At 67.5% G+C, this 22,185-nt stretch carries 22 protein-coding genes and 2 tRNA genes; 10 read left to right on the plus strand and 14 right to left on the minus strand.

What is annotated here, in order from left to right:
• The first annotated feature begins 54 nt into the window (after positions 1-54).
• Both ACWAUG_RS11405 and cls read left to right on the plus strand, forming a co-directional pair.
• Positions 55-231 carry a hypothetical protein gene (locus ACWAUG_RS11405; RefSeq protein ID WP_298040464.1) on the plus strand — a complete coding sequence of 59 codons (177 nt, stop codon included), beginning with the start codon at positions 55-57 and terminating at the stop codon, positions 229-231.
• A gap of 90 nt (positions 232-321) precedes the next feature.
• Positions 322-1,773 (plus strand): cardiolipin synthase, encoded by a 1,452-nt coding sequence (cls, locus tag ACWAUG_RS11410; RefSeq protein ID WP_460802507.1) that lies wholly within the window; start codon positions 322-324, stop codon positions 1,771-1,773.
• Here the strand turns inward: cls and ACWAUG_RS11415 are convergent.
• Positions 1,754-3,031 (minus strand): alpha-galactosidase, encoded by a 1,278-nt coding sequence (locus tag ACWAUG_RS11415; protein WP_460802508.1) that lies wholly within the window; start codon positions 3,029-3,031, stop codon positions 1,754-1,756. The two genes, cls and ACWAUG_RS11415, sit on opposite strands and share 20 nt — an antisense overlap.
• 215 nt (positions 3,032-3,246) lie before the next feature.
• On the opposite strand from ACWAUG_RS11415, the gene ACWAUG_RS11420 reads away from it, so the two are divergent.
• Together ACWAUG_RS11420 and ACWAUG_RS11425 are read left to right on the plus strand one after the other, a co-directional pair.
• Positions 3,247-4,263, plus strand: a complete 1,017-nt coding sequence (locus ACWAUG_RS11420) for a LacI family DNA-binding transcriptional regulator (RefSeq protein ID WP_460802509.1) — start codon at positions 3,247-3,249, stop codon at positions 4,261-4,263.
• 40 nt (positions 4,264-4,303) lie between these two features.
• Positions 4,304-5,038 carry a hypothetical protein gene (locus ACWAUG_RS11425; protein WP_460802510.1) on the plus strand — a complete coding sequence of 245 codons (735 nt, stop codon included), beginning with the start codon at positions 4,304-4,306 and terminating at the stop codon, positions 5,036-5,038.
• A 3-nt stretch (positions 5,039-5,041) separates the two neighbouring features.
• Here ACWAUG_RS11425 and ACWAUG_RS11430 read toward each other — a convergent pair whose 3' ends face one another.
• The gene (locus ACWAUG_RS11430; RefSeq protein ID WP_460802511.1) at positions 5,042-6,040 is read right to left on the minus strand and encodes a diacylglycerol/lipid kinase family protein; all 999 of its coding nucleotides are present in this window, start codon (positions 6,038-6,040) and stop codon (positions 5,042-5,044) included.
• 59 nt (positions 6,041-6,099) lie between these two features.
• Here ACWAUG_RS11430 and serS point away from each other — a divergent pair, with 59 nt between their 5' ends.
• From serS to ACWAUG_RS11450, 4 genes are all read left to right on the plus strand, one after another.
• On the plus strand, positions 6,100-7,389 hold the full coding sequence (serS, locus tag ACWAUG_RS11435) for a serine--tRNA ligase (RefSeq protein WP_460802512.1): 1,290 nt from the start codon (positions 6,100-6,102) through the stop codon (positions 7,387-7,389).
• Positions 7,386-8,216 (plus strand): HAD family hydrolase, encoded by an 831-nt coding sequence (locus ACWAUG_RS11440; RefSeq protein ID WP_460802513.1) that lies wholly within the window; start codon positions 7,386-7,388, stop codon positions 8,214-8,216. The genes serS and ACWAUG_RS11440 overlap by 4 nt, the downstream gene beginning before the upstream one ends.
• Positions 8,217-8,257: 41 nt before the next feature.
• Positions 8,258-8,342, plus strand: a tRNA-Ser gene (locus ACWAUG_RS11445).
• Positions 8,343-8,361: 19 nt separating this feature from the next.
• Positions 8,362-9,615 carry an LCP family protein gene (locus ACWAUG_RS11450; protein WP_460802514.1) on the plus strand — a complete coding sequence of 418 codons (1,254 nt, stop codon included), beginning with the start codon at positions 8,362-8,364 and terminating at the stop codon, positions 9,613-9,615.
• A 68-nt stretch (positions 9,616-9,683) separates the two neighbouring features.
• Here the strand turns inward: ACWAUG_RS11450 and ACWAUG_RS11455 are convergent, their stop codons facing one another.
• The 6 genes from ACWAUG_RS11455 to ACWAUG_RS11480 all read right to left on the minus strand — a co-directional run bounded on the left by ACWAUG_RS11455 (position 9,684) and on the right by ACWAUG_RS11480 (position 16,983).
• Positions 9,684-11,108 carry a rhamnulokinase gene (locus tag ACWAUG_RS11455; protein ID WP_460802515.1) on the minus strand — a complete coding sequence of 475 codons (1,425 nt, stop codon included), beginning with the start codon at positions 11,106-11,108 and terminating at the stop codon, positions 9,684-9,686.
• A complete protein-coding gene (locus tag ACWAUG_RS11460; RefSeq protein WP_460802516.1) occupies positions 11,105-13,141 on the minus strand; it encodes a bifunctional aldolase/short-chain dehydrogenase in 2,037 nt (678 codons plus the stop codon). Before ACWAUG_RS11460 ends, ACWAUG_RS11455 begins: the two co-directional genes overlap by 4 nt.
• 69 nt (positions 13,142-13,210) lie before the next feature.
• A complete protein-coding gene (locus ACWAUG_RS11465) occupies positions 13,211-13,972 on the minus strand; it encodes a DeoR/GlpR family DNA-binding transcription regulator (protein WP_460802517.1) in 762 nt (253 codons plus the stop codon).
• 123 nt (positions 13,973-14,095) lie between these two features.
• A complete protein-coding gene (locus ACWAUG_RS11470) occupies positions 14,096-15,406 on the minus strand; it encodes an MFS transporter (protein WP_460802518.1) in 1,311 nt (436 codons plus the stop codon).
• Between the two features lie 45 nt (positions 15,407-15,451).
• The gene (gene rhaI, locus ACWAUG_RS11475; RefSeq protein ID WP_460802519.1) at positions 15,452-16,615 is read right to left on the minus strand and encodes an L-rhamnose isomerase; all 1,164 of its coding nucleotides are present in this window, start codon (positions 16,613-16,615) and stop codon (positions 15,452-15,454) included.
• Positions 16,612-16,983 carry an L-rhamnose mutarotase gene (locus ACWAUG_RS11480; protein WP_460802520.1) on the minus strand — a complete coding sequence of 124 codons (372 nt, stop codon included), beginning with the start codon at positions 16,981-16,983 and terminating at the stop codon, positions 16,612-16,614. The genes rhaI and ACWAUG_RS11480 overlap by 4 nt, the downstream gene beginning before the upstream one ends.
• 162 nt (positions 16,984-17,145) lie before the next feature.
• Between ACWAUG_RS11480 and ACWAUG_RS11485 the strand changes: the two genes are divergently transcribed.
• Positions 17,146-18,141 carry a LacI family DNA-binding transcriptional regulator gene (locus tag ACWAUG_RS11485; protein ID WP_460802521.1) on the plus strand — a complete coding sequence of 332 codons (996 nt, stop codon included), beginning with the start codon at positions 17,146-17,148 and terminating at the stop codon, positions 18,139-18,141.
• Between the two features lie 71 nt (positions 18,142-18,212).
• Positions 18,213-18,302: transfer RNA gene (locus ACWAUG_RS11490), tRNA-Ser, on the plus strand.
• On the opposite strand, the gene ACWAUG_RS11495 is transcribed toward ACWAUG_RS11490, so the two are convergent.
• The 6 genes from ACWAUG_RS11495 to ACWAUG_RS11520 all read right to left on the minus strand — a co-directional run bounded on the left by ACWAUG_RS11495 (position 18,281) and on the right by ACWAUG_RS11520 (position 21,978).
• The gene (locus tag ACWAUG_RS11495) at positions 18,281-19,273 is read right to left on the minus strand and encodes a tyrosine-type recombinase/integrase (protein WP_460802522.1); all 993 of its coding nucleotides are present in this window, start codon (positions 19,271-19,273) and stop codon (positions 18,281-18,283) included. The genes ACWAUG_RS11490 and ACWAUG_RS11495 overlap by 22 nt on opposite strands.
• A 179-nt stretch (positions 19,274-19,452) precedes the next feature.
• On the minus strand, positions 19,453-19,719 hold the full coding sequence (locus tag ACWAUG_RS11500) for a helix-turn-helix domain-containing protein (RefSeq protein WP_460802523.1): 267 nt from the start codon (positions 19,717-19,719) through the stop codon (positions 19,453-19,455).
• Entirely contained in the window at positions 19,646-19,810 is a 165-nt protein-coding gene (locus ACWAUG_RS11505; RefSeq protein WP_460802528.1) for a hypothetical protein, read from the minus strand. The genes ACWAUG_RS11500 and ACWAUG_RS11505 overlap by 74 nt, the downstream gene beginning before the upstream one ends.
• Positions 19,803-21,134 (minus strand): FtsK/SpoIIIE domain-containing protein, encoded by a 1,332-nt coding sequence (locus ACWAUG_RS11510; protein ID WP_460802525.1) that lies wholly within the window; start codon positions 21,132-21,134, stop codon positions 19,803-19,805. Before ACWAUG_RS11510 ends, ACWAUG_RS11505 begins: the two co-directional genes overlap by 8 nt.
• A 32-nt stretch (positions 21,135-21,166) precedes the next feature.
• Positions 21,167-21,700, minus strand: coding sequence for a hypothetical protein (locus ACWAUG_RS11515; protein WP_460802526.1), 534 nt, complete (start codon positions 21,698-21,700; stop codon positions 21,167-21,169).
• Positions 21,700-21,978, minus strand: coding sequence for a hypothetical protein (locus ACWAUG_RS11520; protein ID WP_460802527.1), 279 nt, complete (start codon positions 21,976-21,978; stop codon positions 21,700-21,702). The genes ACWAUG_RS11515 and ACWAUG_RS11520 overlap by 1 nt, the downstream gene beginning before the upstream one ends.
• Positions 21,979-22,185: the final 207 nt, after the last annotated feature.

Consider the following 22,185-nt stretch of genomic DNA (forward strand, 5'->3'; position numbering starts at 1 on the left):
GTCGGTGCAGAACGGGTGAGCAGGCGCACAGGATCGGACGCGTACGATGGGGGTATGGACAACATCTGGCTCGCCTCGGCATGGGCGCTCTTGCCGACGATCGGTGTCAGCATCGTCTTCTTCTTCATCCTGCGCGGCATCATCCGCTCCGACCGCACCGAGCGCCGGGCTCGTGCCCGCATCGAAGCCGAGGAGCGCGCCGCACGCGGACTCCCGCCCGTCGCTTCCTGATCGGATCCGCGGGCCGATGCCGGTACCCGCTACGCTGATTCGATAGGCCGCGACCTCGGGTCGCGGTTCGGCTTCTCGGGGGGTAGGCAGATGGACTGGACCTGGTGGGTCCTCGCTCTCGGCGTCGTCGTCGACATCGTCATCCGCATCGCGGCCATCATCATCATCCCGCGCAACCGTCGCCCCACTGCGGCGATGGCCTGGCTACTGGCCATCTTCTTCATCCCCTACGTCGGGGTGGTGCTGTTCCTTCTGATCGGAAACCCGCGCCTGCCGCGAGCCCGGCGACGCAAACAGGACCAGATCAACGAGTACATCGCCGAGACTAGCGACCAGCTGCACTTCGGAACCCTGCGCCCGAACGCCCCGGAATGGCTGCGCTCGGTCGTCGCGATGAACCAGGAGCTGGGTGCCCTGCCGATCTCGGGCGACAACGGCGTGCACCTCATCAGCGACTACCAGGAGTCGCTGGACGCCATGGCCGACAGCATCCGCGAAGCCACCGAATATGTGCACGTCGAGTTCTACATCCTCCAATCGGATGCCTCGACCGATAACTTCTTCCGCGCCCTCGAAGAGGTCGCGGCGCGGGGCATCCCCGTGCGCGTGCTCTTCGACCACTGGGCCAACCGCTGGAAGCCGCGCTATCGCGCCACGATCAAACGGCTCGACGCGATGGGCGCGGATTGGCATCTGATGCTTCCCATGCAGCCGTTCAAGGGCAGGATCCAGCGACCCGACCTGCGCAACCACCGCAAGCTCCTCGTGATCGACGGCAAGGTCGGATACCTCGGGTCGCAGAACGTCACCGACTCGACCTACAACCTGCCCAAGAACATCAAACGGGGCCTGCACTGGGTCGACCTCATGGTGCGCGTCGACGGTCCTATCGTGCTCGCCCTGAACGCGATCTTCCTCAGCGACTGGTACAGCGAGAGCGACGAGATCCTCAGCGAGATCGACATGACGAGCGCCGCCACCGGCAGCGGCGACCTCGACTGCCAGATCGTCCCCTCCGGCCCCGGCTTCGAGGTCGAGAACAACCTGCGCCTGTTCCTCGCCCTCGTCTACGGCGCGCAGGACAAGATCATGATCGTCAGCCCGTACTTCGTGCCCGACGAAGCGCTCCTGCTCGCCGTGAGCGCCGCCTGCGACCGCGGCGTGCAGGTCGAGCTCTTCGTCTCCGAGGAGGGCGATCAGGCGGTCGTCTATCACGCGCAGCGCAGCTACTACGAGGCGCTGCTGCGCGCCGGTGTGCGCATCTGGATGTACCCGAAGCCGTACATCCTGCACACCAAGAGCCTCACGGTCGACCACGAGATCGCCGTCATCGGCTCGAGCAACATGGATATGCGCTCCTTCGGTCTGAACCTCGAGATCTCCATGCTCGTGCGCGGCGAGGAGTTCGTGGCCGAGGTCCGGGCGGTCGAAGACCAGTACCGGGACCTCAGCCGCGAACTCACGCTCGAGGAGTGGATGCAGCAGCCGCTGCGGTCCACCGTCCTCGACAACCTCGCGCGGCTCAGCTCCGCGCTTCAGTGACGCTGAGCACCACGGCGTTCCCGGGCATCAGTAGGGGCATCGGCAGCCCGAGCTCGGCCAGCAGAAGACCGGGCATCTCGACGCCCTCCGCCAGCCAGGCCGGCGGGGCATCCTGCACGCTCTTCACCGGTGAGCTCAGATCTACCGCACGCACGGCATAGCGGCGCTGCGGGTCGAGGCCGGGCAGTCGGCACGGTGCCGGGAGCGCGGCCTCGGCCGGATCGATCACGGCATAGGAGTACAGCGCCTGCGATCGGTCGTCGGCGACGACGCCGTGCACGAGCACGGCCGCATCGTCGCTGTCTCCGCGCACGACACGACCGCCATGCAGCAGATCACGGTGGGCGCGGTGCTGCGAGACCCACGAGCGGATCACACCGATCTCGTCGTCGGAGAGTCGCGTGAGGTCGGACTCGATGCCCGCATGGCCGAACAACGCCGTCGCGAGACGGAAGCCGAGGGTCGAGACGCGGCCCGTGAAGTGCGCCTGCGCATCGCCGAGATGGCTGCCCAGGTACTCCGGCGGCACGAGGATTCCGGTCCAGCGCTGGATGCGCTGACGATCCAGCGGGTCGTTCGTATCGCTCGCCCAGACCCGTTCGACCCGGCGGAGCATCCCGAGGTCGATGCGTCCGCCGCCGGCGGCGCACGCCTCGATCTCGACGTGCGGATGCGCGGCGCGCACCCGATCGATGAGGGCGTACAGGGCGCGCACCTGAGCGCCGGTGCCCTCCACGAGGACATCACGGTTGTGATCCCACTTGAGGTAGCGGATCGGGTACTCCGACAGCAGCGCGTCGAGACGCTCGAAGAGGTGCGCGGACACGTCCGGGTTCGCCAGATCGATCACATGCTGCCAGCGCCGGGTCGGACTGGATGCGTCGGTGAGAAGCCAATCCGGATGACGGCGGGCGAGATCGGAGTTCCCGCTGATCATCTCGGGCTCGACCCACAGGCCGAACTCCATGCCCGCTGATTCGACCCGCTCGATGAGCGGCCCGAGGCCATCGGGCCAGCGCTCGGGATCGACGATCCAGTCGCCCAGGGCGCGCTTGTCGTCCGTGCAGCCGAGGAACCAGCCGTCGTCGAGCACGAAGCGCTCGACGCCGACCTGCGCGGCACGATCGACCAGGGGAGCGAGGCGCTCCAGCGACTGATCGAAGTAGACGGCCTCCCACGTGTTGAGGGTGACCGGTCGCGGGCGATGGATCGTGGACCAGGAGCGGATCCACGGGTGCAGGCGATCGGAGGCGTCCACTGCTCGGGGTTGTAATCGCAGCCGAACGCGATGCCGTCGTGTTCGAAGGAGCGGCGGGCGGGGGAAGTCATGCGGGCCTCAGCTCTGTGAACGTGCACAGCATCAGCCGTAGTCGATCGACGCTGATTTTCTGTGAACGTGTACACATTAGGCGTGGCGTAATCCCGTTGTCAAAGTTGTCTTACGGTCTGTGCGCGTGCACATACGATGGGGGTGTGAATACGCAACGAAGGCGTCGTGCCACGGTCAAGGACGTCGCCGAAGAGGCCGGCGTCTCGCGGGGCACCGTGAGCCGTGTGCTCAACGGGCATCCCTACGTCTCCGACGAGGCACGGACCGCGATCGACGCCGCGATCGCCAAGGTCGGCTTCGTGCCGAACAACGCCGCGCGCAGTCTCGTGATGCGGCAGTCGATGGCGATCGGGCTGATCGTGCACGAGCCGCACTCGCTGTTCATCGAGGATCCGAACATCGGAGCGATCCTGCTCGGCGCGAACGCGACGCTGTCGGATGCCGACTACCAGCTGTCCTGCCTGATCGCCGATACCTCCCGCGATATCGACCGGCTCACCCGGTATCTGACCGGCGGGCTGATCGACGGCGTCATCATCGTCTCCGCCCGCGAGGGAGACCCGATCACCAAGGCCGTCGCCCGACTCGACCTGCCCGCCGCTTTCGTCGGGCACCCGCGTGACATCGGCGATGCCGCCTACGCCGCGATCGACAACCGCGGCGCGGCACGGGAGATCACGCGCCGCCTCGCCGCAACCGGACGGAAGAAGATCGGCATGATCGCCGCGGCGCTCGACCGCGATTCCGGAGCGGATCGTCTGGCGGGCTTCGTCGACGCACTGGGCAACGACTTCGACCCGCAGCGGGTGGAGCGCGTGCCGCTGTACTCGTACTCCGACGGGCAGAAGGGGATGCGCGCCCTCCTGGAGAAGCATCCGGACATCGATGGCGTCTTCGCCTCGAGCGATGCGGTCGCCGCCGGAGCCATGGAGGTTCTGCAATCGGCCGGGCACCGCATCCCCGAGGACGTCGGCGTCGTCGGATTCGACGACAGCTCCTGGGCGCTGCGCACCGATCCGCCGCTTTCGACGGTGCGCCAGCCCGCGGGGGAGCTCGGGCGCGCAGCGGCGCAGTCGGTGCTCGCACAGCTGCGCGGGGAGAAGGCGCGCGACGGCATCCAGGTGCTCGAATGCCCCGTCGTCTGGCGCGGTTCCGCCTGACCCCTTCCCGTTGAGAAGGGGAGCGGGCTAACCTGTCCGCATGACTTCATCACGGCGTGTTCTCGCCTCCGCCTGGGCCCTGCTCGCAGCATCCGCTCTCATCGTCGGCTGCACGGCCTCGCCGGGGGACTCAGCGCCTACGAGCAGCGCCGACCCCGACGGCGGCACGGCGGGCATCGCCGTCGACGGCGATGACATGGACGACGTCGAAGCGGCCTGGCTCGACAACGGCAACATGGTCGCCGTGCTCACGTGGGGCTCGTCGAGCTGCGTCCCCGTCGCCGGCGATGTCACCGCCGATGGGCAGACCGTTCGCGTGACCCTCGACGAGGGCGACCCCGCCGCCGCCTGCACGAGCGATCTGGCGCCCCGCGCCACGCTTGTCGACCTGCCCGAGGGCGTCGACCCGACCCGGGACGTCGAGATCATCGTGAACCTCGGCGAGAGGACCGACGACGTCGACCTCGACGGCAACGCCGCACTCACCCGCGCTTCGAGCGATTTCCAGCCGACAGCCGGATGGTTCGACGATGACGCCCTCGCGCTGCTGACCTGGGGCTCGTCGAGCTGCCCGCCCGTGATCGATTCCATCGAGGCCGCCGGCAACGCCGGAACCGTGCGCTTCGCGGACGAGGACGGCGCCTGCACGCGGGACATGGCTCCGCGGGTGACGCTGATCGGCTTCGACGACATCGACGATGACGACGACGATGCTTTCGTCCTCACCCTCGTCGGGGGAGGTCTCGACGGCGAGGTCACCGTCATCGAGAACTGACCGTCACAGCGCCGCGGTCGGATGCCCCTCGGGAAGCGCGAGGAGGAGCGCTCCGCGATCAACCCGGCAGCGGATGCGCACGGCTGCGCCGAAGGCATCCCCGTCGAGCTCGATCGGCGTCGGATCCGTGGCCGCGGCCTCGGCGTTGTTCCCGCGCCGGTACCGGATCGACGCATCCCTTCCTCGACGCTGCAGCACCCGGCGCCCCGCGCGGAAGCGCCGCAGCACGGAGTTGTCCCACCAGATCTTGCGCCAGACGCCCAACCAACCGAACACTCCGCTGGGCTGGATGAGAGCCACATCGAGCAGGCCGTCCGCGATCGAGGCCGAGGGGATGAGGGCGATGCCCGCGGGCAGCGTCCCGCAGTTGGCGAACAGCACGCTCTGCACCTTCGTGGAATGCAGACGCGAAGCATCCACCTGGTAGACGATGCGGAAGGGCTTCGCCCGGGGGAGGGAGCGCGCGGCACCGTCGACGTAGGCGACCCAGCCGACCGTCTTCTTCAGATCGGGGCGCGTGTTGGCGATCATGTCGGCGTCGAGGCCGATGCCGGCGAGCACGACGAAGGCGTGCTCCTCATGCGTGCCGTCCTCGCGGGTGAGCTCGGCCCAGCCGATGTCGATCGGATGCCGGTTATCACCCAGCGCCGCGCGGATCATGGTCTCGGCGGAGGCGAGGGGAAGGCCGAGGTTGCGGGCGAGGAGGTTGCCCGTGCCGCTCGGGAGGATCGCGAGGGGCGTTCCGGTTCCCGCGACCGACTCGGCGACGGCTCGCACCGTGCCATCGCCGCCCGCGACGAGCACGACCTCCACCCCGCGCTCGATCGCTTCACGCGCCACGCCCTGTCCGGCATCATCCACCGTCGTCGGGTAGAAAGCGGGGTGCGCCCACCCGGCCTGCTTCGACAGATCGCGCACGGCAGCGCGCAGACGCTTCTCGTCGACCTTGAGAGGGTTGTAGACGAGAGCGGCCTGGCGGTGGCGCGAGGTGCTCTTCCTCATGGCGATCACTCTACGACGCGGCATCCGCCCGAGCGTGTCACGCTGGCTAGACTTGACGAATGATCGACCTCGCTCTCCTCCGCGACCAGCCCGAGATCGTCCGCCGTTCGCAGGCGGCCCGGGGCAATGCCGAATCCACCGTCGATGACGCCATCGCCGCCGACCGCTCCCGCCGCGAAGCGCTCACGGCCTTCGAAGAGCTGCGCGCCGAGCAGAACGCCTTCGGCAAGCAGGTCGCCAAGGCTCCCAAGGAGGAGAAGCAGGCGCTCGTCGCGCAGGCGAAGGAGCTCGCCGAGCGCGTGAAGCAGGCCCAGGCCGCCTCGAACCAGGCCGCCGAGGCCGCGGCATCCGCCCTCGCCCGCGTCGAGAACGTCATCATCGACGGCGTCCCCGCCGGCGGTGAAGAAGACTTCGTCGAGCTGCGCCGCGTCGGCGAGACGCCGACGTTCGACTTCGAGCCGCGCGACCACCTCGAACTCGGCGAGCTGCTCGGAGCGATCGACATGGAGCGCGGCGCGAAGGTCTCGGGATCGCGCTTCTACTTCCTCAAGGGCGTCGGCGCGCGCCTGGAGATCGCCCTGATGAACCTCGCGCTCGACAAGGCCCTGCAGCACGGCTTCGAGCCCATGATCACCCCGACCCTCGTGCGTCCGGAGATCATGCAGGGCACGGGCTTCCTCGGCGAGCACGCCGATGAGGTCTACCGCCTCGACAAGGACGACGACCTCTACCTCGTCGGCACCAGCGAGGTCGCGCTCGCCGGATACCACAAGGACGAGATCCTCGACCTCGCCGCAGGGCCGCTGCGCTACGCCGGATGGTCGACATGCTACCGCCGTGAGGCCGGCTCGTACGGCAAGGACACCCGCGGCATCATCCGCGTGCACCAGTTCAACAAGCTCGAGATGTTCGTCTACACGACGCCCGAGGCCGCCGAGGCCGAGCACCTGCGCCTCGTCGCCCTGCAGGAGGAGATGCTCACCGCTCTCGGCCTGTCCTATCGCGTGATCGATGTCGCAGCAGGCGACCTCGGCTCCAGCGCCGCCCGCAAGTACGACATCGAGGCGTGGGTTCCTACTCAGGGGGCGTTCCGCGAGCTGACCTCGACGTCGAACTGCACCACGTTCCAGGCCCGTCGCCTCGATGTGCGCCACCGCCCGGCCGCCGAGCCCGGTTCGACCGAGGCCAGCAAGACCGAGCCCGTCGCCACCCTCAACGGCACGCTCGCCACGACCCGTTGGATCGTCGCGATCCTCGAGACCCACCAGCAGGAGGACGGATCCGTCCTCATCCCCGAGGTGCTGCGCCCCTACCTGGGCGGACTCGAGAAGCTGGAGCCGAAGGCGTGACGACGCCCTGGCTCGTCGGTCTCGACGTCGACGGAACGATTCTTCTGCAGGACGAGACGATGAGCCCGGGCGTCCCCGAGGCTGTCGCGCGCGTGCGCGAGGCCGGAAACGTCGTCACCATCGCCACGGGCCGCAGCTGGAACGCGACCGAGCGCTGGGTCGACGCCCTGGAGCTCGATGCGGAGTTCGTCGTCTGCTCGAACGGAGCGGTCATCATGCGCCGCACGGATGCGGGCTGGGAGCGCTGGCGCGTCGAGACGTTCGACCCGAGCCAGGTGCTCGGGCTGCTCACCGCACGCCTGCCCGAAGCCCACTACATGGTCGAGCTCGCCGACGGGTCGCGTCTGTTCACTGGCGAGATCGCCGACTGGACCCTCGATGGCGCCCGCCAGGTGAGTGTCGCCGAGCTCTCCGATCAGCAGGTCTCCCGCGTCGTCGTCGTCTCGCCCGGCCACGATGAGGCCGGCTTCCACCGCATCGTCGCCGAGACGGGCCTGAACGAGGTCTCCTACGCGATCGGCTGGACCGCCTGGCTCGACATCGCCCCGCAGGGGGTCGACAAGGGCAGTGCCCTGCACCACGTCTACGACGAGCTCGGAATCGAGGGTGGGCGAGTGCTCGTCGTCGGCGACGGCCGAAACGACATCGGCATGTTCGAGTGGGCTCGGAGCCTCGAGGGGCGCGCCGTCGCGATGGGGCAGGCTCCGGACGAGGTGAAGGATGCCGCGACGGAGGTCACCGCGGATGTTCACAGCGGCGGCCTGGCGGATGCTCTGAACATGCTGGCCGACCATCCAGGGGCTCCCCAGGTGCGGGCGGCACAATGAAACCGGCTAGACTCGTCCACTGATCGGCGGTTTCCGTCGATGGAGGGCTGTCCGAGCGGCCGATGGAGCTGGTCTTGAAAACCAGTGGGCAGAAATGTCTCGTGGGTTCGAATCCCACGCCCTCCGCAGATTTGAAAGGCACCGAGTGAGCGAGAAGATTCGCCGCCGCAAGACCGTGGCCCGCCATGGCCAGTTGCGCACCCCCGGTCCGATCAGCCAGCTGCTGAAGATCATCGGCATCTCGCTGTCCGTCGTGCTCGTGAGTGGTCTGGGCGTCGGAGCATTCGTCGTCAGCGATCTCTACGGAACCGCCACGGCCGGCGCCGTCGAACTCGACGGCGAGGAGACGATCCCGCCCGACATCAGCGCCTTCGAGGGCGGGTTCGATCTGATGCTCGTCGGACTCGACACGTGCGAGGAGAAGTACGCGCACCTGTTCGGGGAGCGTTGCGAGGGCAAGGGCGAGGAGGGCAACCTCAACGACGTCAACATCCTCGTGCACGTCTCCGACGAGCCGCGCCGCATCACCGCGGTGAGCTTCCCCCGCGACCTCATGGTGCCGATCCCCGAGTGCACGGATGCGAACGGCAACACGACCTCCGCCATGAGCAAGCAGCCGCTGAACAGCGCCTACTCCTACGGCGGCCTGAACTGCGTCGCCCGCACGATCACCGAGCTGACCGGACAGGACGTCGAGTTCGCAGCATCCGTCACCTTCGGCGGCGTGATCGAGATCACCGATGCGATCGGCGGCGTTGACGTCTGCCTGGCGACGCCCATCCGCGACCGCAACACCGGCATCGACTGGCCCGCCGGCACCCGCAACGTGCAGGGCCTCGAGGCGCTGCAGTTCCTGCGCACCCGCTACGGCGTCGGTGACGGCAGCGACCTCGGACGCATCGGGAACCAGCAGCAGTACATGTCGAGCCTGGCCCGAAAGCTCATCAGCGATGACGTTCTCGGCAGCGTGCCGACCATGTTGAAGCTCGCCAACACCGCCCTGTCGAACCTCGAGGCGAGCAACTCGCTCACGAACCCGATGATGATCGCGCAGGTCGGCCTGGCTGTGAAGGACGTCCCCTTCGAGGACATCGTCTTCCTGCAGTACCCGAACCTCACCGATTCGCAGGACAACGCCAAGGTCGTGCCCGACTACTCCTCGGCCGAGGCCATGTGGGACGCGATCAACGCCAACGAGCAGCTCGAGATCACGCACGAGAACAGCTCGAACGAGGGCGTCATCGTGCAGGAACCGGAGACCACGGAAGAGGCTGCGCCGGCACCGGAGGAGACGGTTTCCGAGGCCCCCGCGCCGACGGCCTCGGCCGTGCCGCTGCCGAACACGGTCAAGGGGAACTCGGCCGCGCAGCAGACCTGCTCGAACGGCAATATCCGCTGAGCCCAGACGCTCGCAAAACGAAGCCGCCCGGCCCGCATGAGCGGGCCGGGCGGCTTCGTTTTGCGCGGTCAGCGCGGCATGTAGCGAACGGGCTCCTGCGTGCGCGCGACGAGGGAGCGCAGCTCGGCCAGCGTCGCCGGGGCGGCGCCGAGGGCGCGAGCCTGCACGAGGACGTTGCCCAGGGCCGTCGCCTCGACGGGGCCGGCGAGAACCGGCAGGCCCGTGCGGTCGGCGGTCGCCTGGCACAGCAGCCGGTTGAGCGATCCGCCTCCGACGAGGTGGATGCTGTCGAGCGTGCGCCCGGTCAGCTCGGCCGCCGTCGAGATCGCGTCGGCGAATGCCACGGCGATCGATTCGATGATGCTGCGCACCAGAGCCGGTCGCGTTGCCGGAGCTTCGGCGCCAGACGCCTCCAGCACCGCGATGATGCGTGCGGCCATGTCGCCGGGCGCGCTCAGCGCGGGGTCGTTCGCGTCGAACAGCGGCACGGCGCCGGTGACCTCGGAAGCGGCATCCAGAAGCTCCACCAGCTCGATGCTCGCACCGTCCTCCTGCTCCCAGGCGCGCACGGTCTCGCTGAGCAGCCACAGGCCCGTGACGTTGTGCAGGAAGCGGAAGGTGTCGTCGACACCGCGCTCGTGCGTGAAGTTCGCCTCGCGGGCAGCATCCGTCAGCACGGGCTCGGTCGTCTCGACACCGACCAGGCCCCAGGTGCCGCAGGAGATGTATGCGGCGTTCGGAGACGTCATCGGCACGGCGACGACCGCCGAGGCGGTGTCGTGCGAACCGACGGCGATGACCGGGAGGTCGGCGCCGATGCGCTCGGCGACCTTGGGCAGAAGGCGCCCGATGAGGATTCCGGGGTCGACGAGATCGGGCAGGATGCCGGACGGGATGCCGAGGCGCTCAGCGAGCTCGAGATCCCACTCGCCGTCCTCGACGCGGACGAGACCCGTCGTCGAGGCATTGGTGCGCTCGGCGACCATCGCCCCCGTGAGCGCGTGGGCCACGAGATCCGGGATCAGCAGGGCCGCATCGGCATCGGCCACGGCCGGGTCGATGCGGTACTGGTACAGCGTGTTGAACGGCAGGAACTGCAGGCCGTTGCGGCGGTACAGCTCGGCGAAGGGCGCCGTCGCGTGGACCGCCTCGACACCCGCCGTCGTGCGCTCATCCCGGTAGTGGAACGGTTCGCCGATCAGCTCGCCATCGCGGAGCAGCCCGTAGTCGACGGCCCACGAGTCGATGCCGATGCTCTGGATCCCCGGCTCTCGTCGAACGGCCTCGGCGAGACCATCGAGGATGTTCTCGCGCAGCGCCGCATAGTCCCAGTGCAGACCATCCGGGCGCTGCACGGGCCCGTTCGGGAACCGGCTGACGAGCTCGAGCTCGAGCACATCGGCACCGACCCGACCGATCACGACACGGCCGCTCGTCGCGCCGAGGTCGACGGCCGCCACCGAAACGGTGGCGGCGCTGCGCGATTCGCTCATCGCAGGAACGCTGCGGCGACGCCGGAGTCGACCGGGATGTGCAGACCCGTGGTGCGGGACAGCTCGGGGCCGGTGAGCACGTAGACGGCATCCGCGACGTTCTCGGGGACGACCTCGCGCTTGAGGATCGTGCGGTTCGCGTAGAACTGGCCGAGGTCCTCCTCGTTCACGCCGTAGGTCGCGGCGCGGTTCGCACCCCAGCCGGAGGCGAAGATTCCCGAGCCGCGGACGACGCCATCGGGGTTGATCCCGTTGACGCGGATGCCGTGCTCGCCGAGCTCGACCGCCAGCAGACGCACCTGGTGGGCCTGGTCGGCCTTCGTCGCCGAGTAGGCGATGTTGTTCGGGCCGGCGAAGACGGAGTTCTTCGACGAGATGTAGATGATGTCGCCGCCGAGCTTCTGGTCGATGAGCACGCGGGCTGCGGCCTTCGAGACGAGGAAGGATCCCTTCGCCATGACGTCGTGCTGCAGGTCCCAGTCCTTCTCGGTGGTCTCGAGCAGGGGCTTCGACAGCGAGAGGCCGGCGTTGTTGACGACGAGGTCGACGCCGCCGAAGGCGAGGACGGCCTCGTTCAGCGCAGCCTGCACAGCGTCGGCATCCGCCACGTTCGCGGCGACGCCGATCGCGACATCCGTGCTGCCCAGCTCGGCGGCCGCAGCCTGAGCCTTCTCGAGGTCGAGGTCGGCGACGACGACGCAGGCGCCCTCGGCGGCCAGGCGCGTCGCGATGGCCTTGCCGATTCCGCTGGCGGCACCCGTGACGAACGCGATGCGGCCCTGGTGCGACTTCGGCTTCGGCATGCGCTGCAGCTTGGCCTCTTCCAGAGCCCAGTACTCGATGCGGAACTTCTCGGCGTCGGAGATTGGGGAGTAGGTCGACAGCGACTCGGCGCCGCGCATCACGTTGATCGCGTTGACGTAGAACTCGCCGGCGACGCGGGCGGTCTGCTTGTTCGCTCCGTAGGAGAACATGCCGACACCCGGGATCAGGACGATGAGCGGGTCGGCGCCGCGGATCGCGGGGCTGGCGTCATCGGCGTGAGCGTCGTAGTAGGCCTGGTAGTCGGCGCGGTACTCGGTGTGCAGCTCGTGCAGACGCGCGATCTGCTCGTCGACGGATGCCGTGGCGGGCAGATCGAGGATCAGCGGCTTGACCTTGGTGCGCAGGAAGTGATCGGGGCAGCTCGTGCCGAGTGCTGCCAGGCGGGGCGCATTCTCGGATGCCAGGAAGTCGAGGACCACGTCGGAATCGGTGAAGTGTCCGACCATCGGCTTGTCGGCAGACGCGATGCCGCGGATCGTGCCTGCGAGTGCGGCGGCGCGCTCGCGGCGCTCGGCGTCGGCGAGGGCGGTGAAGCCGGGGCGAACCGCGCCGAAGGGCTCGGACTTGCCGTTCTCCGCGATGTAGGCCGCGGCCGTGTCGATGATCCAGAGGGAGTTCTTCTCGGACTCCTCGCTGGTGTCGCCCCAGGCGGTGATGCCGTGGCCGCCGAGGATGCAGCCGATGGCCTGCGGGTTGGCCTTCTTGATCTCTGCGATGTCGAGGCCCAGCTGGAAGCCGGGGCGGCGCCACGGAACCCAGACGACCTTGTCGCCGAAGATCTTCGCGGTGAGCTCTTCGCCGTCGGCGGCGGTCGCGATGGCGATGCCGGAGTCGGGGTGCAGGTGGTCGACGTGAGCGGCGTCGACGAGGCCGTGCATGGCGGTGTCGATCGAGGGGGCGGCGCCGCCCTTGCCGTGCAGGCAGTAGTCGAAGGCAGCGACCATCTCGTCTTCACGGTCGATGCCGGGGTAGACGTTGACCAGCGAGCGCATACGGTCCAGGCGCAGGACGGCGAGGCCCTGCTCCTTGAGCGTGCCGAGGTCTCCGCCGGAGCCCTTGACCCACATCAGCTCGACGGGCTCACCGGTGACCGGGTCGGTCTCGGTGCCCTTGGCGGAGGTATTGCCGCCGGCGTAGTTGGTGTTCTTGGGGTCGGCGCCGAGGCGGTTCGACCGCTCGATGAGGGCGGCGGCGGTGGGGTTTGTCATGAGAGAGCTCCCGCAAAGTGATTGTTATTTGTTGTTAATTCTGACAAGAAGTGACGCAACACGCAACTGTCAGAGCAGCTGGACGTGCGAACGGTAGGCGTCGAGGCGGGCATCTGCCGGGTCGAGCTCCGTGATCACCGTGTCGATCTCGTCGAGCGCGAATGTCGCGGCGACAGCGACGCCGTCGAGCTTGGACGAGTCGATGCACAGGACGGTGCGCGCGCTGCGCGCCGCGAACGCCCGCTTGACCTGGCTCTCCGCCAGCGACGCCTCCGACGTGCCATGCACGGGATGCAGAGCGGATGCCGAGGTGAAGAACGCCTGGTACAGCATCGACTCCGCCGCATCGCACGCGAGCCGCCCGACGAAACTGCCCGTCGCCGGGTCCTGCTCCCCGCCGATCAGGATCGCCGTCGTGTCGGCCGTGGCGTTCAGCATTGAGAAGTTCTCATACGAATTCGTGGCGATGATCAGGCCCTTCCGCCCGCGCATCGCCCCCGCCGCCGTGCCCACGGTGCTCGAAGCATCCACCGCGACCGCCCCCGCGGCCGGGATCAGGCCCGCGGCCTTCGCCGCGATCGTCTGCTTCGCCCGCGTGCGCATGAGCCGGCGCTCCCCGAACTTGCGCGGCCCCTCGAGTGCCACTGCGCCGCCGCGCACACGGCGCAGCATGCCATCCGACTCGAGGTCATCGAGATCACGGCGCACCGTCATCTCGGACACATCGAGCAGACGCGCCAACTCGTCGATCTGGGCGCTGCCGTCGCGATCGATCGTCGCGAGGATCGCCGCCCGACGCTCCTCGCCCCGCAGGGTGCTGCTCGTTGCCATGATGATCCTGTTCGAAGATGTTACTTCGCACAGAATAGCGGTCATTCGAACATTGGTGGAATAGAGAAGGGTGGGGCACCCGCGCGATTGCGCGGACACCCCACCCGTTGGTGCTTCTGTGATTCAGACGCGTGCGGTCTCAGCATCCGCCGTCGAACCGTAGCGCTCCTCTTCGATCTGCTCGAGCGTCTTGCCCTCGGTCTTCGGAGCCCAGATGGTTCCGATGAGGAGGGCTGCGACGAGCAGGCCGATGATGAGGAGGCCGAGCTGGCCGAGTCCGATGGACTCGAGCAGGATCGGGAACACGAGGCTCAGCAGGCCGACCATGACGCGGGCGAGCATGAAGAGCACACCCTGCGCGCTGGCGCGGTACTTCGTCGCGAACAGCTCTGCGGTCCACAGGCCGTAGAAGGCCTGGGCGCCGACACCGGCCGAGATGCCCCACGCCGAAGCGAAGAACAGCAGCGAGAACATGCTCGGCGGTGCGAAGACGAGGACCACCCAGGCGATGACGCCGAGCATACCGCCGCCGAAGTACAGCCAGCGACGGCTGACGCGGTCGCCGTAGCGCATGAAGCCGAAGTAGGTGGCGAGTGCCGTGAGCGACCAGACGAGAACCTGCAGCAGGTTCCGCTGCGTGCCGTCGTGCAGGCCGGCGGCGTCGTAGACGCGCGGCTGGAAGATGCCCGACTGGCCGGCGACGGTGTTCCACAGGCCGTAGACGCCGAGGAGGAACGCGAGGGCGCCGAAGTTCTTCTTGTTCGACAGGAGTCCGCGGATGCCGGAGAAGAAGGAGACCTTCTCGCCCTTGGCCTTCTCAGCAGCGCGCTGCTCCTTCCACCGGGTGGACTCGGGGAGTCCGCGACGCACCCACCACGTGACCGCGGCGATGACGAACAGGTGGAAGAAGATGATGCGCGAGCCGACGATGCCCAACGGGCCGAGGACCACGGCGAGGAGGAAGCCGATGGCCGGTCCGATCGACCAGGCGAGCTGGGCCGTTCCGACGTGCGCGGCACGCTGCTCGCTGGGCGCCTCTTCGGCGATGTAGGTCCACGAGGCGGGGACGCCGGCGCCGACGGAGATGCCCATCATGATCACGCCGATGAGCAGAACCGTGAAGTTCGGCGAGAACGTGACGGTGAGTGCACCGATCATGAACAGGATCAGGTCGTACGTGTAGATGAACTTGCGTCCGAGGCGGTCGCACAGCGGGCCGCCGATCGCGGCACCGATCGCCGCACCGAACGCGTTGGCGCTCAGCGCTGCGACGAGGCCGACGGCCGCGTTGTCGAAGCCGAACTCACCCTGCCAGAGCGTGAGGCTCGTGGCGAGGGCGATGATCGCACCGGCTTCGATGTAGTTCGACATCGCGACGGCGATCGTCGCCTTCCACGCCGACAGGGGTCGCCGAGTGGTCGTTTTACTGCTCATGGTTCTCCGTTGAATTCAGATGGTGAGAGAGGAAAAGCTTGGTGCTTATGCGCCCCAGCCGGCCTGCACGCCGCCGACGCGGTCGGCCGCGATCTGCGCGAGGTAGCCGGATGCTGCGAAAGCGGCCATCGGGTCGGCGGCGAGCCCGCGCGACTCGCGCCACTCGGCGAGTGCCGGACGCACATCGGTGTAGAAAGCATCCATGAAGACCGCGTTCGCGGCCAGGACGTCGCCGGACTTCTGCGCGGCCGACAGCGCGGCGCGGTCGACGAGCAGCGCACGGGCCGTCATCTCCTGCACGTTGAGCACCGAGCGGATCTGGCCGGGGATCTTGTCCTCGACGTTGTGGCACTGGTCGAGCATGAAGGCCACGTCGGAGTTGTTCAGGCCGCCGCCGCGCACGACCTCGAAGAGGATGCGGAACAGCTGGAACGGGTCCGCCGCGCCGACGATCAGGTCGTCGTCCGCGTAGAAGCGCGAGTTGAAGTCGAAGGAGCCGAGCTTGCCGAGGCGCAGCAGCTGCATGACGATGAACTCGATGTTCGTTCCGGGGGCGTGGTGGCCGGTGTCGAGGCAGACCATGGCCTTGTCGCCGAGGGTGCTGACCTGCGCGTAGCTGGTGCCCCAGTCGGGAACATCGGTGTGGTAGAAAGCGGGCTCGAAGAACTTGTACTCGAGGACCATGCGCTGCTCGTCGCCGAGACGGGCGTAGATCTTCTCGAGGGAGTCCTGCAGACGGTCCTGGCGGCCGCGCATGTCTGCCTGGCCGGGGTAGTTCGAGCCGTCGGCGAGCCAGATCTTCAGGTCGCGCGAGCCGGTGGCATCCATGACGTCGATGCACGCGAGGTGGTGGTCGACGGCCTTCTGGCGGATGGCGGCATCTTCGTGCGTGAGAGCGCCGAACTTGTAGTCGTCGTCCTGGAACGTGTTCGAGTTGACGGTGCCGAGGGTGACGCCGAGGTCTTCTGCGTGCTTGCTGAGGTCGGCGAAGTCGCACATGTCCCACGGGATGTGCAGTGCGACGGCGGGCGCCAGCGCGGTGTACTTGTGCACCTGTGCCGCGTCGGCGATCTTCTCGAACGGGTCGCGCGGGGTGCCGGGGGTGCCGAAGACCTTGAAGCGCGTGCCGGAGTTGCCGAACGCCCACGAGGGCAGCTCGATCGACTGCTTCTCGAGCTCGGAAAGGATGTCGGAGGAGAGGATGCTCACGATTCGCTGCTTTCGGTTGAGGTGGACTCGGTCAGTTGCTCGGCGAGGTTGAAGACTTCGCTGAGAGGTGTGGATGCCTGGTCGGGGCGTCCGCCCAGCCCGACGAAGAAGCGGCCCATCTCGGCCTCCCACTTCGCGGCGATGGGGGAGGAGGCGAGGTATGCCTGTGCGGCTGCGTCGTCATCGGTCTCGTAGTAGCCGATGAGCATGCCGCCGTCGCCGAGGAACAGCGAGTAGTTGCGGCGGCCGGATGCGGCGATCTCCGCCAGCATCTCGGGCCAGACGGGGGAGTGACGGGCGACGTACTCGTCGATCAGGTCGGGGGCGATCTGCAGTTGGAAGCAGACGCGTGCGGGTGAAGTCGCCATTGAGGTTCTCCTGAGAGGGGTGAGCGCGGTGCGCGCTCTGTGAATCGTTTCAACGATAAGCCCGGATGGCCGATCGCGCAACCGCGGTCGATCCGCGCGCCGAAAGAGGGAGTGGGTGGATGCCGTACACTCGCGGTCAGTGCGCAGGAGGAGAAGGCATCAATGGCGGTGAGCGTTCGCGAGGTGGCGGTGGCGGCCGGAGTCTCTGTCGGTACGGTGTCGAACGTCTTGAATCGGCCTGAGAAGGTGTCGGATGCTGTGCGTCGACGCGTACTCGCAGCGATCGATGAGCTCGGCTTCGTGCGCAACGATGCGGCGCGTCAGCTGCGCGCCGGACGAAGCCTGTCGATCGGCCTGCTGGTGCTCGACATCCGCAACCCGTTCTTCGCTGAAGTGGCGCGCGGGGCGGAGGAGCGTGCGGAGGCGCACGGCATGTCGGTGCTGGTCGCGAACAGCGATGAGAAGCAGGAGCGCGAGGCCACGCACCTCGACCTCTTCGAGCAGCAGCGCGTCGCCGGGGTCCTCGTCACCCCCGTGGCCGATGCCTCGCCCCGACTGAGCAACATGACCGGTCGCGGCATCCCCTCAGTGCTTGTCGACCGCGAATCCCACGATCCGCGATTCGCCTCCGTCGCCGTCGACGACGTGATGGGCGGACGCCTCGCCGCCGAGCACCTTCTCGCCGCCGGGCGCCGACGCCTCGCCTTCGTCGGCGGCCCCGCCGGCATTCGTCAGGTCGCCGACCGTCTGCAGGGGGCGCAGGATGCCGCGGCGCGGCACGGGGTGACGATCGAGGTCATCGCGACCGAGGCGCTGAGCGTCGAAGAGGGGCGCCGTGCCGGCAAGCGCATCCTCGAGCGCAGCCCGGATGATCGACCCGACGCCGTCTTCGCGGCCAACGACCTGCTCGCCCTCGGCGTCATGCAGAGCCTCGTCATGACGGGCGATGCCCGCGTGCCCACCGACATCGCCCTCATCGGCTACGACGACATCGACTTCGCCGCCGCAGCCGTCATCCCGCTGAGCTCGATTCGCCAGCCGGCGGCCCTCATCGGATCGACCGCCGTCGACCTCCTCCTCGCCGGCGAAACCCGCCGTGACGAGCATGTTCTCTTCGAGCCCGAGCTCGTCGCACGCGCCAGCACCCTCGGAATCTGACGCTCGGTTCGCACCGCGTTCGAACACCCGTTATGCTGGACGAGTGCATCCGATCCTCGGACTGGATGCCTGGAGACGTCGCATAGTGGCCTAGTGCACCACCCTGCTAAGGTGGAGACCCCTCACGGGGTCCAGGGGTTCAAATCCCCTCGTCTCCGCCAGTTTTTCCCTGGTCAGAACCCGTTTTACGGGTCCCTTCGACCGTCCCTCCCTTCGATGATTCGTGATCTGTCTCGGTTACAGGGGAGTGGGAGGGGAGCGCAGCGTTCAGACGGTGCAGCGCTTCCATGTCCTGCGCCTCGCCCAGCACGTGCGCGTAGACCTTGAGCACCGTGCGGGGATCGTCGCCAAGCCACGCCGCAACCTGGTTGATCGGCACCCCAGCGCGGAGCCAGCTTGAAGCGCAGTAGTGCCGCAGATCGTGGATCGTATGATCCGGTACGGTCGTTGTCCACGCCACAGCGCGCCGGAAGTACGTGCCTCGCAGTTGCAGACCCGTCGCGCTCGTTGCCAGGTAGTCGGTCAGCGGTTTGCCCGCAGCCCACGTCCGCGCTATCTCTTGTGCACGAGCAACAAGCGGGACCGTTCTCCGCCCCCGCGCCGTCTTCGGAGCCTTCTCCGCGTAGCCATCGCTCGCAGCCCTCAGCACCCGCACCGCAGGGAACGGCACTTCCTGCAAATCCCCAACGCGGAGTGCGCGAAGCTCAGACCAGCGCAAGCCCGCAAGACTCAGGAACTCGGTAATCAACGCGCCATGCGGCGACCGTTCCCGCTGCGCATCCAGCACCGTCGCCAGAAGCGCAGCCGTCAACGGTGCGCCCTCATGAGCCTGCACGGCGCCCGAAGGCATCCGCACGCCCCGAATCGGATTCACTGGCGTCAGCCGCTGCCGAACCGCCCACGACCACAGCGCCGAGAGCGTCGTTCTCAGCCGCGAAACCGTCGAGTGCGCGCGTCCCTTTTCCAGTAACTCCGTCAGCAGCGCCAGCACGTCCGCCTCAGACACCGAGCCAATCGGGTGTGCCGCGAACTTCGCCGGGAGCGCCGCGAGGTTATCTCGGTCCGTTCGCAGCGTGTGGGGCGCGACCTGCCCGGAACGAGCTTCGAGGAACGCCGCAGCAACCTCAGACACCGGCTTCTTAGATCGGCTCGGAGGGACGAACCCACCGCCGTGCAAAGCCTCCTTCTGCTGCCGCTCCCACGCCTCCGCCGCACGCTTCGTTGAGAAAGTCTTGTCCGCAACGACACGGCCTCCGGAATGAAGCCGGACTCGCCAACTCACCCCGGAGGCCGTCTCTCTCCGCTCGATGCTCATACAGCCAGACCCGCCAGCCGATGGACCTCGGAAGCCGCGTACAGCCGCTTTGCGCCGACCACCAGCGGTGTGAGCGGAAACGACCCCGCCCGCACCCGACGCGAGACAGTTGACCGATGCACACGGAGCAAGGAGGCAAGCTCATCTTCGGTGTACCAAAGTGGCGTGTCGGCCGTTGTGTTCTTGCGCTCAGCCATGATCGTTTCCCTTCTCTCGGTCGAGGCTCCGCCGTTCGTCGTAGAGCGCCGCCAACCGCTGGTCATCCTCGTGCGTCCATTGCCCGCACAGCGCCATACCCATCGCGATCCGCTCGGCGCGCTCGATCGGCACATTCAGCTCGGCATGATCACTCATCGCCCACCGCCACCGGTGCCGGATACCGTCGCGCAAGCTCCGTGATGTCCTCGTCGGACACCCAGGAGGCCTGGAACTGCACGATGCCTCCGGTTTCCCCGTCGATGACGTAGCCCATGCCGGCCTTCGTGGTCGGGATGCGGTCGCAGTGAGCGCCGGCCTCGTATGCAGCCGATCCGAGCGCCAGTACGGCATCATCCTTCGTGCGGAATCGAAGTGCGACCGTCGCCGTGAACAGATCACGTGATGCCAGCGACTCCTTACGAGGGTCTTGCATCGCTGCCAGCACCGCGATTCCCGCAGCGCGCCCGGTCGATAGCACCCGTTTTAGATTCGCGTCTACCGCGTTCCTGGACTTCGTATCGGGTGCGAGGTATGACAGCGATGCCGCCTCGTCGATCAGCAGCAGCTCCAGCGGTTCAGCCACAGTCGGAACGTGCTTGCGTAGCCCGTTCTCACGCATGTATGCCAGCCGATCATCCAGCCGCCGCGCAAGCCGCTCAATCATCGCTGCCGCCTCGTCGTAGCTGTAGGCGACATCGTGGAATAGTGGACGACCCGCAGTGAGTTCTACGCCGCCCTTAAGGTCTACGCCGTGCACCTGCACCGTGCCCGCATGGATGCTCGGCGCGAGCTGCCCCAACACCGACCAGATCACGCTGCCCTTGCCTGCGCCTGATGCGCCAACGAGCAGCGTTTGTCGACCGAAGATCGGAAGCGAGAACGGACCTTCCGACGTAACGCCGATACACACCGGCGCAGCAGCATCAGTCAGAGGCACCATGCGGAACGGGATCGTCCCCTGATCGGCCAGAGCCTCCCGACTACGCACCTGAACCCGTACCGTCGATGCCGAAGCAGCGGAGCACTCGACCGGGAACCCCAGCGCCGCGCTCACCTTCTCGTCGTCGTAATCGCTCGGCACAGTTCCCGGCACAACCTGATAGACAGCCGCAGGGCCATGCGCACGCAGTTCGACCCGCACGAGCGCCGGGAACGTGCGCACTTTGTCACCGCTGCGCGTTGTTCCATCACGGGTCACGCCCGCAGCTACCGCCCAATCCGGATTGACCTGCCGCAGCCGGGCAAGCGCCGACCTCTCGAACTTCGACAACGATGCACGAGACGCACGAGCCAGCCCAGGCCGGAACGCCGCCGCCAGCAGCTTGCTCCGCCCGAGGACGCGATGACGCAGCGCCGGAACCATCGCCACGAGCGCCAGCCCGAGGACGATCACCGCCCACAGCACCCGCCCGAGCACCGCCACGGATTCGAGGCCGGACGGTGCTCCGAACAGCCCGAACGCGAGCAGGAGCACCATCATGAGCGCCGCAACCGACCACCCAATGAATTTGTTCACTTCGGTTCCCCCTTCGGCAGGAGGAGGAATCCCCAGAGCTTCACGGATCGCATGCCAGTCTCGCCCGACCAGCCGCCATCCTCGGTGCGCCGCAGGTCGCGGACATCCGTTTCGAAGTAGCCAGCCTCGTCCAGCCCGTCGATGTGAAGGACGATCCCTTGCAGGCGTCCGTGATCGTCGCGCTCGAAAACCTCGACGGAACACTGATCCGACGAGGACTGAACCGTGTCGGTAACGGTAAGTTGGCAGACTTCGCTTGTGGACGTGGCGTCGAGCTCGGACATTCTGAGCCACACGCCAGCCGCGACCGCTGGCACATAGATCGACGTTTTGACGGTGCGCGCCGTCGTACCGGGCTCCACCTCGCCAAGCTGCATCTCATACGCGGATGCGTCGTTGGCGCGAGTCGGTGACGCGGACGTGTTCGGCTTCACAACCGGTGAAGCAGCGCACCCGATGACCCCGACCGCCACGAGGGCGAGCGCAACGACGCCCGCCCCCATAGCAACGACCTTCTGTGAACGACGCATCAGGACGACGCCTTCTTCACGCCGACCGAGCCGCTGACCGACACCTTCAAGTCGAACCCGTCCTTCTGGTTCGCGACCTGAACGAGCGCCGTAGCCGGATCGAGGATGATCTCGGTGTACGCCCCGAAGCCGCGCTCCTGATTGACGGTGAGCTGAACGTCCAGGACGTCAGCGCCGTCAGCGAGCTGCAAGGAGGCGGGGTGCCGATACAGCTGCTCACCCTGAGAGTTGCGTACCGGACGATCCGACGACTGATTTGCAGCCTTGTCGAACTCCATCACCGCACGGCCTGGCTGGCTGGACTTTCCCCGCACCGAAATGCCAGGTCCGAACGGAAGCGCAATCTGATACACCATCAGCTCACCACCGCCAGCGTCTCGGCATCCGTCAGCAGCCGCGCCTCAAACGGGCTCTTCGGACATTCGGTGGGGGTCATGGGGTGAGGCCGCCGGCGGCGAGGAGCATGCGGAGGCGGTAGTTGTCGC

Source organism: Microbacterium sp. GXF6406, assembly GCF_054798215.1.

Bases quoted from the DNA above. Each gene is read 5' to 3' on its own strand.
- ACWAUG_RS11470 (WP_460802518.1), bottom strand. From the start codon at position 15,406: ATGAGCAGTAAAACGACCACTCGGCGACCCCTGTCGGCGTGGAAGGCG.
- serS (WP_460802512.1), top strand. From the start codon at position 6,100: ATGATCGACCTCGCTCTCCTCCGCGACCAGCCCGAGATCGTCCGCCGT.
- ACWAUG_RS11455 (WP_460802515.1), bottom strand. From the start codon at position 11,108: ATGAGCGAATCGCGCAGCGCCGCCACCGTTTCGGTGGCGGCCGTCGAC.
- ACWAUG_RS11425 (WP_460802510.1), top strand. From the start codon at position 4,304: ATGACTTCATCACGGCGTGTTCTCGCCTCCGCCTGGGCCCTGCTCGCA.
- ACWAUG_RS11500 (WP_460802523.1), bottom strand. From the start codon at position 19,719: ATGACCAGCGGTTGGCGGCGCTCTACGACGAACGGCGGAGCCTCGACC.
- ACWAUG_RS11505 (WP_460802528.1), bottom strand. From the start codon at position 19,810: ATGAGTGATCATGCCGAGCTGAATGTGCCGATCGAGCGCGCCGAGCGG.
- ACWAUG_RS11510 (WP_460802525.1), bottom strand. From the start codon at position 21,134: ATGATGGTGCTCCTGCTCGCGTTCGGGCTGTTCGGAGCACCGTCCGGC.
- ACWAUG_RS11480 (WP_460802520.1), bottom strand. From the start codon at position 16,983: ATGGCGACTTCACCCGCACGCGTCTGCTTCCAACTGCAGATCGCCCCC.
- cls (WP_460802507.1), top strand. From the start codon at position 322: ATGGACTGGACCTGGTGGGTCCTCGCTCTCGGCGTCGTCGTCGACATC.
- ACWAUG_RS11520 (WP_460802527.1), bottom strand. From the start codon at position 21,978: ATGGAGTTCGACAAGGCTGCAAATCAGTCGTCGGATCGTCCGGTACGC.
- ACWAUG_RS11405 (WP_298040464.1), top strand. From the start codon at position 55: ATGGACAACATCTGGCTCGCCTCGGCATGGGCGCTCTTGCCGACGATC.
- ACWAUG_RS11460 (WP_460802516.1), bottom strand. From the start codon at position 13,141: ATGACAAACCCCACCGCCGCCGCCCTCATCGAGCGGTCGAACCGCCTC.
- ACWAUG_RS11465 (WP_460802517.1), bottom strand. From the start codon at position 13,972: ATGGCAACGAGCAGCACCCTGCGGGGCGAGGAGCGTCGGGCGGCGATC.
- ACWAUG_RS11485 (WP_460802521.1), top strand. From the start codon at position 17,146: ATGGCGGTGAGCGTTCGCGAGGTGGCGGTGGCGGCCGGAGTCTCTGTC.
- ACWAUG_RS11515 (WP_460802526.1), bottom strand. From the start codon at position 21,700: ATGCGTCGTTCACAGAAGGTCGTTGCTATGGGGGCGGGCGTCGTTGCG.
- ACWAUG_RS11430 (WP_460802511.1), bottom strand. From the start codon at position 6,040: ATGAGGAAGAGCACCTCGCGCCACCGCCAGGCCGCTCTCGTCTACAAC.